Consider the following 13,224-nt stretch of genomic DNA (forward strand, 5'->3'; position numbering starts at 1 on the left):
CTTTATTTTTCCCGGATTTTTACGTTATGTCAGATCGCGACACGCTTTTTTCTGCGCCTATCGCCAGTCTGGGCGACTGGACCTTCGATGAACGGGTGGCTGAAGTCTTCCCGGATATGATCCAGCGCTCGGTCCCCGGCTACTCCAATATCATCTCCATGATCGGCATGCTGGCGGAACGTTTTGTTCAGCCAGACACGCAGGTCTACGATCTGGGATGCTCGCTGGGCGCAGCCACGCTGTCGGTTCGTCGTAACATCAAGCACGACGGGTGCAACATTATCGCCGTGGATAACTCTCCGGCGATGGTCGAACGCTGCCGCCGTCATATCGACGCCTGGAAAGCGCCTACCCCGGTAGAGGTGGTCGAGGGCGATATCCGCCATATTGAAATCAAAAACGCCTCAATGGTGGTGCTGAATTTTACCCTGCAATTCCTGGTGCCCGAAGATCGTCAGCTGTTGCTGGACAAAATTTATCAGGGGCTGAACCCCGGCGGCGCGCTGGTGCTGTCGGAAAAATTCAGCTTTGAAGATGCCACCGTCGGCGAACTGCTGTTCAACATGCATCACGATTTCAAACGCGCCAACGGCTATAGCGAACTGGAGATCAGCCAGAAGCGCAGCATGCTGGAGAACGTGATGCTGACCGACTCGGTTGAGGCTCATAAGGCGCGTCTGCACAAGGCCGGCTTCGAGCACAGCGAGCTGTGGTTCCAGTGCTTCAACTTTGGCTCGCTGGTGGCGCTGAAGGGCGGTGACGCATGATTGATTTCGGTAACTTTTATCAGCTGATTGCCAAAAACCACCTCTCCCACTGGCTGGAAACCCTGCCCGCGCAGATCGCCGCCTGGCAGCGTGAGTCGCTGCACGGTCAGTTTAAGCAGTGGAAGAATGCGGTTGAATTTCTGCCGGAGATGACGCCGTATAAGCTGGATCTGCTGCACAGCGTGACCGCCGAGAGCGAAGAGCCGCTGAGCGAAGGCCAGAAGCTGCGTCTTGAAAATCTGATGCGTAACCTGATGCCGTGGCGCAAGGGGCCGTTTTCGCTGTACGGCATGCAGATCGACACCGAATGGCGTTCAGACTGGAAGTGGGATCGCGTCCTGCCGCACCTCTCCGATTTAACCGGGCGCACCATTCTCGATGTCGGCTGCGGCAGCGGCTATCACATGTGGCGCATGATTGGCGCTGGCGCGCATCTGGCGGTGGGCATCGACCCAACCCAGCTGTTCCTCTGCCAGTTCGAAGCCGTGCGCAAGCTGCTTGGCAACGACCAGCGCGCGCACCTGCTGCCGCTGGGCATTGAGCAACTCCCTGCCCTGGCGGCGTTCGACACCGTCTTCTCAATGGGCGTGCTCTATCATCGCCGCTCCCCGCTGGAGCACCTCTGGCAGCTGAAAGATCAGCTGGTCAGCGGCGGCGAGCTGGTGCTGGAGACGCTGGTGGTTGAAGGGGATGAGAACACCGTTCTGGTGCCGGGGGATCGTTATGCCCAGATGCGTAACGTCTACTTTATTCCGTCGGCGCTGGCGCTGAAAAACTGGCTGGCGAAATGCGGTTTTGTGGATATTCGCATCGCGGACGTTTGCGTCACCACCACCGAAGAGCAGCGCCGTACAGAGTGGATGACCACCGAATCGCTGGCCGAGTTCCTCGACCCGAACGACAGCAGCAAAACGATCGAAGGTTATCCGGCCCCGGTCCGTGCGGTGTTGATTGCCACCAGGCCGTGATTTTTGCCGGGTGGCGGCTTCGCCTTACCCGGCCTACAAAACAACATCTGCCATTTTATCCGAAATATTTCGAGTTGCAGCAAGGCGGCAACGCAGCGAATCCCCGGGAGCTTACATCAGTAAGTGACCGGGGTGAGCGAGGCAGCCAACGCCGCTGCGGCTTGAAATATGAAGGATAAAGGATAAAAAAAGGCCCCTGTTGAAATTGCAGGGGCCTGGTACAAACAAGCATCACATTGGGCGACATGATGCGCGGTAAAAACTGGTCTTAGCGGCGATACTGCTCGATTATCGCCTTCATTCGGGCTACCGACTCTCCCTCTACGCCATAGCGGGAATATTCATCCGCTTCGGCATCCGTCGACATCGACAACCCTGTATTGCGATAGCGCATGGGTGATGGCCACCATTTCCCGGCCGAGCTGTGAAGCTCTTTAACCCCTGCCTGTAAAAACGTCTCCAGGTTGGCGGCGCGAACGCCAGCACCCGCCATTATTATTGGAACACCTGATTGCGCTTTTAGTTCCTTAATTAATGAAATACCTTTTTCAGCAGACGACTGCTGGCCGGATGTCAGCACACGCGCCACCCCCAGTTCCGCCAGCTTTTCAAAGCCTTGCTGCGGATTGATGCACATATCGAAGGCACGATGAAAAGTTACCGCCATCCCCTGTGCGGCGGCCATAATCTGGCGCATACGCGGCATATCGATGTCGCCGTCCTCATTCAGCAGGCCGGTCACCAGCCCCGGATAACCCAGCTCTTTCACGAGGGCGATATCCTCGAGCATGGCGTTAAACTCGCCGCTGCTGTAGCAAAAATCCCCGCCGCGGGGCCGGATAATCGGGTGAACCGGAATACGCACCGCCTGACGCACCGATTTCAGTACGCCATAAGACGGGGTCAGCCCGCCCTCTTTCGGAGCGGCACAGAGCTCAATACGATCGGCACCCTGCTCCTGCGCGGTCAGGGCACACTCCATGCTGTAACAACAGATCTCCAGCAATGCCATAAAACCTCCTTATTCTTCGCTGGCGACAATCTGCTCGATTGTCCAGGGGTGGAACTTCACCGTCACGCTGCCGTCGGTCACCGCCAGGGTGGGATTAGGCAGGCGCTCGCGCTCCCCTTTTGGCGAACTGGTTTTCACAAAGATCCCGGGCTGGCTTAACCCCTCGTCAGAGAGCAGCGCCAGGGCGCGGGCATTCAGGGTATCCGGGTCGCCGGGCAGGACGATTTCGATATGCTCCCAGCCTTCGTGCGGGTAGCGTTTTTCACCCGGCCAGGGCAGCTCGACCACAGTAAAGCGCCAGTGGTCGACGCACACCGGCTCGTGCAGCTTAAACAGGCAGATCGGACGGCCATTAATGATGTTTTCCGAGAGCAGCTCGCCGCACTGCTCAAACCCGCGCCGCCAGCGTTCCGCAGTGGCGTTCTGGTGGCAGCGCAGGGAGATGTGGTCCGCCGCGAGCGGGGCGATATCCAGACCCAGGCGAGCGGAAAGCGCCGTAAAGGCGTCGGTGAAACGCGGTAAATCGGCTGCAATGTCCTGCAGCTCGTCAACAGATTGCCAGTTCGCCATCGTTAATACTCTTATCGTCACGCAAAAGCGTTAATTTACTCTGTTGCCCGCCTGCGACCAACCGCTGATTTGAGCCAGTGCTGACGGCAACGGGCAATTGCAGTATACTCCCGGCCTAATTTCTTTAACTGATGCGACAGCATGATGGTCGCGTCAAAAATGTAAGGTATCCCGGTGAATATTCAGGCTCTTCTCTCAGAAAAAGTCAGTCAGGCACTGATTGCTGCAGGCGCACCTGCAGACTGTGAACCGCAGGTTCGTCAGTCAGCGAAAGTACAGTTTGGCGACTATCAGGCCAACGGCGTGATGGCAGTGGCTAAAAAACTGGGCATGGCGCCGCGACAACTCGCAGAGCAGGTCCTGACGCATCTGGATCTCAAGGGTATCGCCAGCAAAACCGAAATCGCCGGTCCGGGCTTTATCAATATCTTCCTCGACCCGGCTTTCCTGGCGCAGAACGTGGATGCCGCGCTGCAGTCCGACCGTCTGGGCGTGGCGCAGCCGCAGGCTCAGACCATCGTTGTCGACTACTCCGCCCCGAACGTGGCGAAAGAGATGCACGTCGGCCACCTGCGCTCCACCATCATCGGTGACGCCGCGGTGCGCACCCTGGAGTTCCTCGGCCACAACGTGATCCGTGCGAACCACGTCGGCGACTGGGGCACCCAGTTCGGCATGCTGATCGCCTGGCTGGAGAAACAGCAGCAGGAAAACGCCGGTGAGATGGCGCTGGCGGACCTCGAAGGTTTCTACCGCGACGCGAAAAAGCACTACGACGAAGACGAAGCCTTCGCCGAGCGCGCGCGCAGCTACGTGGTAAAACTGCAGGGTGGCGATGCCTACTTCCTCGAGATGTGGCGCAAGCTGGTGGACATCACCATGTCTCAGAACCAGATCACCTACGATCGTCTGAACGTGACCCTGACCCGCAAAGACGTGATGGGTGAAAGCCTCTACAACCCAATGCTGGCCGGTATCGTGGCCGATCTGAAGGCCAAAGGCCTGGCGGTCGAAAGCGAAGGCGCGACGGTGGTGTTCCTTGATGAGTACAAAAACAAGGAAGGCGAACCGATGGGCGTCATCATCCAGAAAAAGGATGGCGGCTTCCTCTACACCACCACCGATATCGCCTGCGCCAAGTATCGCTACGAGACGCTGCATGCGGATCGCGTGCTCTATTACATCGACTCCCGTCAGCACCAGCACCTGATGCAGGCGTGGACTATCGTGCGCAAAGCGGGCTACGTGCCGGATTCCGTACCGCTGGAACACCACATGTTCGGCATGATGCTGGGTAAAGACGGCAAGCCGTTCAAAACCCGCGCAGGCGGCACCGTGAAGCTGGCGGATCTGCTGGATGAGGCGCTGGAGCGTGCCCGTCGTCTGGTGGCCGACAAAAACCCGGACATGCCTGCTGACGAGCTGGAAAAACTGGCCAACGCCGTCGGTATCGGTGCGGTGAAATACGCGGATCTTTCCAAGAACCGTACCACCGACTACGTTTTCGACTGGGATAACATGCTGGCGTTTGAAGGCAACACCGCGCCGTATATGCAGTATGCCTATACCCGCGTGCTGTCTGTCTTCCGTAAAGCTGACATCGATGAAAGCGCGCTGGCCCAGGCGCAGGTGACCATCACTGAAGATCGTGAAGCGCAGCTGGCCGCGCGTCTGCTGCAGTTCGAAGAGACGCTCTCCGTGGTCGCCCGCGACGGTACGCCGCACGTGATGTGTGCCTACCTGTACGATCTGGCTGGCCTGTTCTCTGGCTTCTATGAGCACTGCCCTATCCTCTCCGCCGAGAGCGAAGCGGTTCGTAACAGCCGCCTGAAGCTGGCGCAGCTGACGGCGAAGACCCTGAAGCTGGGTCTGGATACCCTGGGTATCGAAACCGTAGAACGTATGTAAAAACAAACCCGGCTTACGCCGGGTTTATTATTTTGTAGCCCCGGTAAGCGCAGCGCCACCGGGGAATTTCCACCAGATCAGAAGAATTTCCGCAGATATTCCGTCAGACACAATATTGCCATCGCCTGACCGTACGGCATCGAGGTCAACGGGATCTGGCGATAGAACTCCAGATCGCTGCCCATCCCGGTCCCGAACGAGGTTTGCAGCAGCTCACCTTCCGGGGAGATGTTTTTGACAATCCCTCGAATGGCTTTTTCGGCCACCTCCGCATACTCCGGCCCCACGTAGCGCTTGCGCACCGCTTTCAGGATCCCGTAGCTGAACCCTGCCGTGGCGGACGCCTCCAGGTAGGAGTTCGGATCGTCGAGCAGCGTATGCCACAGGCCGCTCTCGTCCTGACACTTCGCCAGCGCGGCAATCTGCGCATTCAGCACCTGCACCAGATAACGGCGCACGGCGTTGTTTTCCGGCAGATCCACCAGTTCGAGGAAATCCGGGATCACGATGGTCAGCCAGCTGTTGCCGCGCGCCCAGCGGGCGTTAGCAAAGTTATGCTGACCGTCGTAACTCCAGCCGTGGAACCACAGGCCGGTCTCCCTGTCCATCAGGTTCTGCACGTGCAGCAGGAATTGATACACCGCCTCTTCCACATACTCTGGCTTGTTGAGCAGTTTGCCAATTTTCGCCAGCGGCAGGACGGTCATCATCAGGGTGTCGTCCCACATCTGCTGGTGGTTCTCTTCCGCCAGGGTGATGTGCTGCATGCCGCCGTGATCGGTGCGCGGCATCTCGTTCATCGCCCACTCGGCCCAGCTCTCCAGCCACGGCAGCCAGGCCGGGTTGCGCGTCTCTTCATAGCGATACGCAAGGGTCAAAAACGGTGACATGGTGTTGACGTTTTTAGTGGTGGCCCCTTCGGCAAAGCGATCGGCAAACCAGCTGTCGATGATGTCGCGCATCGCTTCATCCCCGGTCTGGCAGTAATACTGCCAGATACCGTAGAGACCGACCCCGTGGGTCCACTCCCAGCCCGCCCAGCCTTTGGTGTCGATTACCCGCCCGTCGTCCAGCCGCAGTAAAAACTCGCCGGTTTTATCGTGAATGTTCACCAGGTTATGCGTCACTTTTTGGATCAGCGTTTTCAGCTCATCCCGGGCGATAAAACGCTCTGGCTGACGCAGTAACGGGCTATGTTTGACAGGCCAAACCTTCATAATCTTAACCTCTGTTGTATGTCGAATTCAGTGGAGCACGTTCTTTCAGGGACGGTGCAGCGGGCTTATTACGATTCAGATAACCGATGTTGTTGTTACCCCACAGGCAGTCGTAAGGCATACCGGCCAGCATCTCAACCGTGGCGCGGGCCTGCGGTGTGGCGGTCTCCGGCATTGCCCGGCCAGACTCACGCATTTTGGCCGTCTCTTCACGCAGCGTGCTGTGCGTCTGTAAGTTCAGTTTGAAGCGCAGCGACACCAGGAAGCCGCAGATCAGCACCAGGATAGTGCCCACGCTCAGGATCATCAGAATGGTGTGGCTTACCCCTTCCGGCTGCACCTTCTGGCCGCTCACGAAGCCGGACATCTGCATCACAATCCCCACCAGCATGATGGCGCCCGCCTGAGAGGCCTTACGTGTCAGGGTCATGATCCCGGCGAAGATCCCTTCACGGCGCTGGCCGGTGATGACTTCATCCACGTCAGCAATATAGGTGTAGGTGTTCCAGGGTACGTAGTTGATCCCGCCGCGGCCGAGACCCGCCAGCGCAGAAACCAGCAGCAGCAGCGCGTAGATGTCGCTCATGCCTGCGTAATAGAGCCCGGCGTAGGACATGGACGCCAGACCAAACAGCACTACCACCATGCGGTACGACGGCGCAGGTCCGAAGCGGATGCACAGCGGGATCATGGCGATAACGGCGAGGAACTGGAAGATAGCCATGGTGCCCAGCAGGTTGGAGGCCATGGAGGCTTCCTGCATCAGGACGAAGACCACGTAATAGGTGAAGACCGCGTTGAAGACGTCCTGGGCGATATAGCCCCCGAGGTACATCCCCAGATGCTGGCGGAAAATTTTGATCCGCAGTGTGGAACTCAGCTCAACGAACAGACGGTTCAGGCTCTGGCCAAGGGTCAGCTTTTTCTTCTCCTCTTCGGCGCGCAGCGCGGCTTCGCTCCACTCTTCCCGCGGACGTTCCCAGGTGAAGAACCAGACGAAGGTCAGCATCAGGGCGCACAGCACCGAGAACACCAGACTGGCGTAGAAGAAGGAGACGGCGTTGTCTTTACCAAAGTGGGTCAGCAGAATACCCGGCAGGAAAGAGGCCAGAATCGCCGACATCTGCGCCATGGAGATACGCGCGCCGGAGAATTTGGTTTTCTGTTTGAAATCGTCGGTCATCTCCGGCACCAGCGTTTCGTACGGGACCAGAATCATGGTGTAGACGATATCGAAGATCAGATAGGTCAGCAGGTAGTACCAGAAGCCCATATCCCCGACCCACATCAGCGAGTAGCTGAAGACGCACGGGATACCCAGCAGGATAAAGAACTTACGGCGGCCAAAGCGTTTGCCAAGCCAGGTGGTGCCAAAGTTATCGGTCAGAAAGCCCATCAGCGGACTGACGACGGCATCAAGCACCCTTGCCGCCGCGAAGATGAAGGTGGCCTCAATCGGCGTAAGGCCGCAGAAGGTCGTGTAGAAATACAACAGCCAGGCAGCGGTCAGCGCTGTGGTTCCCGCCCCGAGAAAATCGCCCGATCCGTAAGCAAGATAGTTCGCGAGTCCAATTTTACGTGTTTTCATTACCGTCGACCCTGTAAGTTTCAGATGACTCCCGGTTAACCCGGAGCTAACGGGAGTGACTACAGGGTTACAGTAAGAGTATCGCCATCGGGATACCTTTCTGTTTCTGCCATCACGACGGGGCAACTGGCAAAAATGCAAAGAGATTTACTACGCGCGTCACTCTTTTATAAAACAGCGTTTCTCTTGCTTCAAAAGGCGGGGTCAAAAATGAGAGCCAGTCATCAGAATGGCCTGATAACTGGCGAAAAAGCGGGCGTTTAGCGGTAATTCACAATCACTTCGTTGCGCTGGACCTTCAGAGCGGGGATCAGGCGACCGCCGCCGGGGACTTCCCAGATAAAGCGCAGCGGCTCTACGGCGGGCACGTTATTAAAGGCATTTGTCGTGCCGCTGGCCCCGTCCAGTTCGGTGCAGCGAGCCTGGGAGCAGAGCCGCACCCTAAGCCCGGCGGGGATCGGGCCATTAAGCTCATAGCGCCAGGCCACCAGGGTCATCAGGCCAGACACCGGCTGCTTCGCCGACAGCGGGCGTGACGACGCCGCCACGCCACGGTTGGTGAGGGTCAGGCCGATACTGCTGTCCTGCCATGCCCCCTCCCCTGCGGCCTGGGCCATCATTGGCAGGGCCAGTAACCAGAGTAATTTACGCATCACTGGCCTCCAATGCTGGCGGTCATGCGGATGTGGCGATTGTCCGACAGCTCCATATTCGACAGCACCACCAGCTGCGTCAGGCTGCGGCGCAGGAAGCGCGAGAGCAGCGGACGCAGGGCGTGATTGACCAGCAGCACCGGCGGTGCGCCGAGCATCTCCTGGCGCTGTAACGCCTCCTGGGTTTGCGCCAGCAGACGATCCGCCAGCCCCGGCTCCAGACCGCCGCCGCCCTGCAGCGCCTGCAGGAGCAGACGTTCAAGCGGCGTGTCGAGGCCAATAACCTGCACTTCGCCGGTGCCCGGGAACCACTGCTGGGTGATGGCCCGACCCAGGGCCACGCGCACCACCGCCGTCAGTTCGTGCGGATCGTTTTGCAGCGGCGCATGTTCGGCCAGGGTCTCCAGAATGGTACGCATATCGCGGATCGGCACTTTCTCGTCGAGCAGGTTCTGCAGGACCTTGTGCAGCGTGGTCAGGGTCAGGACGCCCGGAACCAGATCTTCGGTCAGCTTCGGCATCTCCTGGGTCACGCGATCGAGAAGCTGCTGCGCCTCCTGGCGGCCAAACAGCTCTGCCGAGAACTGGCCAATCAGGTGGTTAAGGTGCGTTGCCACGACGGTACTGGCTTCCACCACGGTATAGCCCTGGATTTGCGCCTGCTCTTTCAGGGCGCTTTCAATCCAGATCGCCGCCAGGCCAAAGGCCGGGTCAATGGTCTGTTCACCCGGCAGCGTCCCCGCCGCGGTGCCCGGGTTAATCGCCAGCCAGCGCCCCGGATAGGCGTCACCGCTGCCGATCTCAACCCCTTTCATCAGGATACGGTAGCGCGCAGGAGGCAGATCCATATTGTCGCGGATATGCACCACCGGCGGCAGGAAGCCCATGTCCTGGGCGAATTTTTTACGGATACTGCGGATACGCCCCAGCAGTTCGCCGTCCTGCTGGAAATCAACCATCGGGATCAGGCGATAGCCCACTTCCATGCCCAGGGAGTCTTCCAGCTGAACGTCATTCCAGGTGGCTTCCACCGCCTGGGTGTTTTCCGGCATTTTAACCGGTGCAGGCTCGCTCTTCGGTTTGGTTTCGCGGCCACGTATCCACCAGGCCAGCCCCAGCAGCGCGGCGGTAAACAGCAGAAAGACGAAGTTCGGCATGCCCGGCACCAGGCCCAGCAGACCGAGAACCCCCGCCGACAGCATCAGCACGTTCGGGTTGGCGAACAGCTGAGTCACCATCTGCTCGCCGACGTCCTGATCGGTGGCGACGCGGGTCACGATCACACCGGCTGCGGTGGAGATCACCAGCGCCGGGATCTGGGCGACCAGGCCGTCACCGATGGTCAGCAGGGTGTAGCTCTCTGCCGCGTGGCCCATGTCCATCCCGTGCTGCAGCACGCCGACCAGCAGGCCGCCCACCACGTTGATCACCATGATCAGGATCCCGGCGATGGCGTCGCCGCGAACAAACTTACTCGCACCGTCCATCGAGCCGTAGAAGTCTGCTTCCTGGGTCACTTCGGCACGGCGTTTTTTCGCTTCATCTTCGCCAATCAGACCGGCGTTCAGATCGGCGTCAATCGCCATCTGTTTACCCGGCATCCCGTCCAGCACGAAACGCGCGCCAACTTCTGCGATACGCCCCGCACCTTTGGTGATAACCATAAAGTTGATGATCACGAGGATGATGAACACCACGATCCCGATGGCGAAGTTGCCGCCCACCAGGAAGTGGCCAAAGGCCTCAACCACCTTACCTGCCGCAGCGCCGCCGGTATGGCCCTCCATCAGAATGATACGGGTGGAGGCCACGTTCAGCGCCAGACGCAGCAGCGTGGTGAACAGCAGGATCGTCGGGAAGGCAGCAAACTCCAGCGTGCGCTGGGTGAACATTGCCACCAGCAGCACCATAATGGAGAGCGCAATGTTGAAGGTGAAAAGCAGGTCGAGGATGAATGCCGGCAGCGGCAATACCATCATCGACAGAATTAGCAGGATGAGGATCGGCCCGGCCATAATCTGCCATTGGGTCGATTTCAGGTTGCTCGGCAAGCGCAACATTGCCACCAGATTAGCCATCAGAGTCCTTCTCGTTCATAAAATCCAGCGCGGCAGGCACCGGGAGATTCTCAGGTTTCACAGGCCGTTGACCGCCCGCCAGACGCCAGCGTTTCAACTGCCATACCCACGCCAGTACTTCCGCTACCGCGGCGTACAGCTGGCCCGGGATTTGTTGTCCAATTTCTGCATGCCGGTAGAGCGCACGCGCCAGCGGCGGAGCTTCCAGCATCGGAATACGATTTTCATTACCAATTTCACGGATGCGCAGCGCGATAAGCCCTGCCCCTTTCGCCACCACTTTTGGCGCGCTCATTTTGTCTTCGTCATACTGCAGCGCAACGGAGTAGTGGGTCGGGTTGGTGACAATCACATCCGCTTTCGGCACATCTTCCATCATCCGGCGACGTGCGGCGGCGCGCTGCATCTGGCGAATACGCCCTTTAACGTGCGGGTCGCCTTCCATCTGCTTATGTTCGTCACGAATGTCCTGGCGGGACATGCGCAGTTTTTTAATGTGGCTGTAAATCTGGAAGAAAACGTCAAAGCCGACCATCGGGATAATGGAGAGCACCACCAGCAGCGAACAGAGCCCCACCAGATTGAGCGCGTTGCGCATGGCGGTGAACGGTGATTCGCTGATCAGGCGCATCATCTCCGGCCAGTTGTGCCAGATAAAAAATCCCGCCACGCTGCCCATCAGCGTCGCTTTCATCAACGCTTTCAGCAGTTCGGCAGCGGTCTGGGCCGAGAACATCTTCGCGATACCGGGCAGCGGGTTCAGTTTAGAAAATTTAAACTGCAGCGATTTACCGCTAAACACCAGCCCGCCCAGCATTACCGGCGACACGATAGCCACCAGCACCACGCCGGTAATGAGCGGCAGCAGCGCGACCATCGCGCCTTTGATCAGCAGGATAATCTGGCTGAGGATCAGGTTAGGGTCGTTGACCATGCTGTGATCGAAGCGCAACCCGGCCGAGAGCATACCGGCCAGCCTGCGGGCAAGGGACTCCCCGCCTATCCAGATAATGCACACGCCAACTAATAAAATCAGCAGCGAGGTGAGTTCTCGGGATCGGGGTATTTGCCCGTCCTCACGCGCTTTTTCAAGTCGGTGGGGTGTGGGGGCTTCTGTTTTGTCGTCGCTGTCTTCTGCCACGGCAAGCATCTCGCAGGTAGAGGTCTGGACGATATGATGCCAAAGCCGCGCGTGACCAATGGGTTAATTAGGGGCGATAAAAGGGCTGATTTAGGCTATTCGGTCGTGACAGGGAAAATGAGGGGAACAAAACGCCACCTTTACAGGTGGCGTTTTTGCCTGGCGGCGCTTCGCTTGCACAGGCCTACAAGAACCGCGCAATATTATGATATTGCAGATTTTGTAGGCCGGGTAAGCGCAGCGCCACCCGGCAATTCCAGCATAGCGCAGGTTATCAGAAGCCTAAGCTGTCCAGCAGGTCGTCCACCTGGTCCTGGCTTGCCACGACACCGGCTTTGGTGGTGTCGAGCTGTGGGCCATTCAGCAGGCTTTCGTTTTCGCGTTGCGGACGCGCGGAAGGCTCCGGCATGTTCTCCAGCAGCACCATCAACAGCTGGCGCTCAATCTCCTGGATCACGTCCATCATGCGCTTGATCACCTGACCGGTAAGGTCCTGGAAATCCTGCGCCATCATGATCTCCAGCAGCTGCGCATTGGTGAAGCTGGTATGACCCGGTACGGCACCCAAATACTGACGAGTATCGGTGACCAGTTCGCGGGCGTCGGACAGTTCGATTGGGTTTTCGAACCAGTCGTCCCAGCGTTTGGTCAGCGCTTTTGCGCCCTTTTCCATCTCGTCCTGATGCGGCTGTGACGCTTCAACACTGTTCAGCGCACGCTCTGCCGCCTGGGCAGTCATCTGTACAACATAATCAAGACGGTCACGGGCATCAGGAATTGCTTCCGCCGCCTCTGCAATCGCCTGATCCAGTCCCAGTTCACGCAGGCTGTCGCGCAACATACGCGTCAGGCTGCCGATCCGGGCAATTATGTCGCCGGGTGAATGCTCATCCGTAGGTTTAATCGAAGGCTGCATCATCTCCCGTACCTCACATGCCGAGTTTCTCGAAGATCTTACCGAGTTTTTCTTCCAAAGTTGCAGCGGTGAATGGCTTCACCACATACCCGCTTGCGCCAGCCTGTGCCGCAGCAATGATGTTCTCTTTCTTCGCTTCGGCGGTCACCATCAGCACAGGCAGAGAGGCCATGGCGCCATTTGCACGAATGGTTTTGAGCAGTTCCAGACCGTCCATGTTCGGCATGTTCCAGTCGGAAATGACAAAACCAAAGCCGCCGGCGTTCAGTTTGTTCAGCGCATCAACGCCGTCTTCTGCTTCTTCAACGTTGTTAAAACCCAGCTCTTTCAGCAGGTTGCGCACAATGCGACGCATGGTGGAAAAGTCATCCACAACCAAAAACTTGAGCTCTTTGTCCGCCATAAA

Annotated in this window: 12 protein-coding genes; 3 read left to right on the forward strand and 9 right to left on the reverse strand. The window is 58.3% G+C overall.

Features of this window, described 5'->3' with window-relative positions:
• The first annotated feature begins 26 nt into the window (after nucleotides 1–26).
• Together cmoA and cmoB are read left to right on the forward strand one after the other, a co-directional pair.
• Complete coding sequence (gene cmoA, locus ACOYA6_RS09745; RefSeq protein ID WP_039030834.1) at nucleotides 27–767, forward strand: carboxy-S-adenosyl-L-methionine synthase CmoA; 741 nt, start codon at nucleotides 27–29, stop codon at nucleotides 765–767.
• Nucleotides 764–1,735, forward strand: coding sequence for a tRNA 5-methoxyuridine(34)/uridine 5-oxyacetic acid(34) synthase CmoB (gene cmoB / locus ACOYA6_RS09750; protein WP_422654605.1), 972 nt, complete (start codon nucleotides 764–766; stop codon nucleotides 1,733–1,735). Before cmoA ends, cmoB begins: the two co-directional genes overlap by 4 nt.
• A gap of 268 nt (nucleotides 1,736–2,003) precedes the next feature.
• Here the strand turns inward: cmoB and cutC are convergent, their stop codons facing one another.
• Together cutC and ACOYA6_RS09760 are read right to left on the reverse strand one after the other, a co-directional pair.
• Nucleotides 2,004–2,747, reverse strand: a complete 744-nt coding sequence (cutC, locus tag ACOYA6_RS09755; protein WP_422654606.1) for a copper homeostasis protein CutC — start codon at nucleotides 2,745–2,747, stop codon at nucleotides 2,004–2,006.
• A gap of 9 nt (nucleotides 2,748–2,756) precedes the next feature.
• On the reverse strand, nucleotides 2,757–3,317 hold the full coding sequence (locus ACOYA6_RS09760; protein WP_422654607.1) for a VOC family protein: 561 nt from the start codon (nucleotides 3,315–3,317) through the stop codon (nucleotides 2,757–2,759).
• A gap of 174 nt (nucleotides 3,318–3,491) precedes the next feature.
• Between ACOYA6_RS09760 and argS the strand changes: the two genes are divergently transcribed.
• On the forward strand, nucleotides 3,492–5,225 hold the full coding sequence (gene argS / locus ACOYA6_RS09765) for an arginine--tRNA ligase (protein WP_039030838.1): 1,734 nt from the start codon (nucleotides 3,492–3,494) through the stop codon (nucleotides 5,223–5,225).
• A 77-nt stretch (nucleotides 5,226–5,302) separates the two neighbouring features.
• On the opposite strand, the gene bglB is transcribed toward argS, so the two are convergent.
• The 7 genes from bglB to cheY all read right to left on the reverse strand — a co-directional run bounded on the left by bglB (nucleotide 5,303) and on the right by cheY (nucleotide 13,221).
• Nucleotides 5,303–6,442 (reverse strand): beta-galactosidase BglB, encoded by a 1,140-nt coding sequence (gene bglB, locus ACOYA6_RS09770; RefSeq protein ID WP_139563136.1) that lies wholly within the window; start codon nucleotides 6,440–6,442, stop codon nucleotides 5,303–5,305.
• 4 nt (nucleotides 6,443–6,446) lie between these two features.
• Nucleotides 6,447–8,030 (reverse strand): MFS transporter, encoded by a 1,584-nt coding sequence (locus tag ACOYA6_RS09775; protein WP_039030840.1) that lies wholly within the window; start codon nucleotides 8,028–8,030, stop codon nucleotides 6,447–6,449.
• A 260-nt stretch (nucleotides 8,031–8,290) separates the two neighbouring features.
• Nucleotides 8,291–8,683 (reverse strand): flagellar protein FlhE, encoded by a 393-nt coding sequence (gene flhE, locus ACOYA6_RS09780; protein ID WP_039030841.1) that lies wholly within the window; start codon nucleotides 8,681–8,683, stop codon nucleotides 8,291–8,293.
• On the reverse strand, nucleotides 8,683–10,761 hold the full coding sequence (gene flhA / locus ACOYA6_RS09785; protein WP_422654608.1) for a flagellar biosynthesis protein FlhA: 2,079 nt from the start codon (nucleotides 10,759–10,761) through the stop codon (nucleotides 8,683–8,685). The genes flhE and flhA overlap by 1 nt, the downstream gene beginning before the upstream one ends.
• Entirely contained in the window at nucleotides 10,754–11,902 is a 1,149-nt protein-coding gene (flhB, locus tag ACOYA6_RS09790) for a flagellar biosynthesis protein FlhB (RefSeq protein WP_039030923.1), read from the reverse strand. Before flhB ends, flhA begins: the two co-directional genes overlap by 8 nt.
• A gap of 274 nt (nucleotides 11,903–12,176) precedes the next feature.
• Nucleotides 12,177–12,821: a protein phosphatase CheZ gene (gene cheZ / locus ACOYA6_RS09795; RefSeq protein ID WP_039030843.1), complete on the reverse strand. Its 645-nt coding sequence runs from the start codon at nucleotides 12,819–12,821 to the stop codon at nucleotides 12,177–12,179.
• Between the two features lie 10 nt (nucleotides 12,822–12,831).
• Nucleotides 12,832–13,221 carry a chemotaxis response regulator CheY gene (gene cheY, locus ACOYA6_RS09800; RefSeq protein ID WP_039030844.1) on the reverse strand — a complete coding sequence of 130 codons (390 nt, stop codon included), beginning with the start codon at nucleotides 13,219–13,221 and terminating at the stop codon, nucleotides 12,832–12,834.
• Nucleotides 13,222–13,224 lie beyond the last annotated feature (3 nt).

This window comes from Leclercia barmai, assembly GCF_049312895.1.
GTDB lineage: Bacteria > Pseudomonadota > Gammaproteobacteria > Enterobacterales > Enterobacteriaceae > Enterobacter > Enterobacter barmai.

What these genes read in the sequence shown, in the direction of transcription:
- cmoA (WP_039030834.1), top strand. Translation starts at nt 27, where the DNA reads ATGTCAGATCGCGACACGCTTTTTTCTGCGCCTATCGCCAGTCTGGGC.
- cmoB (WP_422654605.1), top strand. Translation starts at nt 764, where the DNA reads ATGATTGATTTCGGTAACTTTTATCAGCTGATTGCCAAAAACCACCTC.
- cutC (WP_422654606.1), bottom strand. Translation starts at nt 2,747, where the DNA reads ATGGCATTGCTGGAGATCTGTTGTTACAGCATGGAGTGTGCCCTGACC.
- ACOYA6_RS09760 (WP_422654607.1), bottom strand. Translation starts at nt 3,317, where the DNA reads ATGGCGAACTGGCAATCTGTTGACGAGCTGCAGGACATTGCAGCCGAT.
- bglB (WP_139563136.1), bottom strand. Translation starts at nt 6,442, where the DNA reads ATGAAGGTTTGGCCTGTCAAACATAGCCCGTTACTGCGTCAGCCAGAG.
- ACOYA6_RS09775 (WP_039030840.1), bottom strand. Translation starts at nt 8,030, where the DNA reads ATGAAAACACGTAAAATTGGACTCGCGAACTATCTTGCTTACGGATCG.
- flhE (WP_039030841.1), bottom strand. Translation starts at nt 8,683, where the DNA reads ATGCGTAAATTACTCTGGTTACTGGCCCTGCCAATGATGGCCCAGGCC.
- flhA (WP_422654608.1), bottom strand. Translation starts at nt 10,761, where the DNA reads ATGGCTAATCTGGTGGCAATGTTGCGCTTGCCGAGCAACCTGAAATCG.
- cheZ (WP_039030843.1), bottom strand. Translation starts at nt 12,821, where the DNA reads ATGATGCAGCCTTCGATTAAACCTACGGATGAGCATTCACCCGGCGAC.
- cheY (WP_039030844.1), bottom strand. Translation starts at nt 13,221, where the DNA reads ATGGCGGACAAAGAGCTCAAGTTTTTGGTTGTGGATGACTTTTCCACC.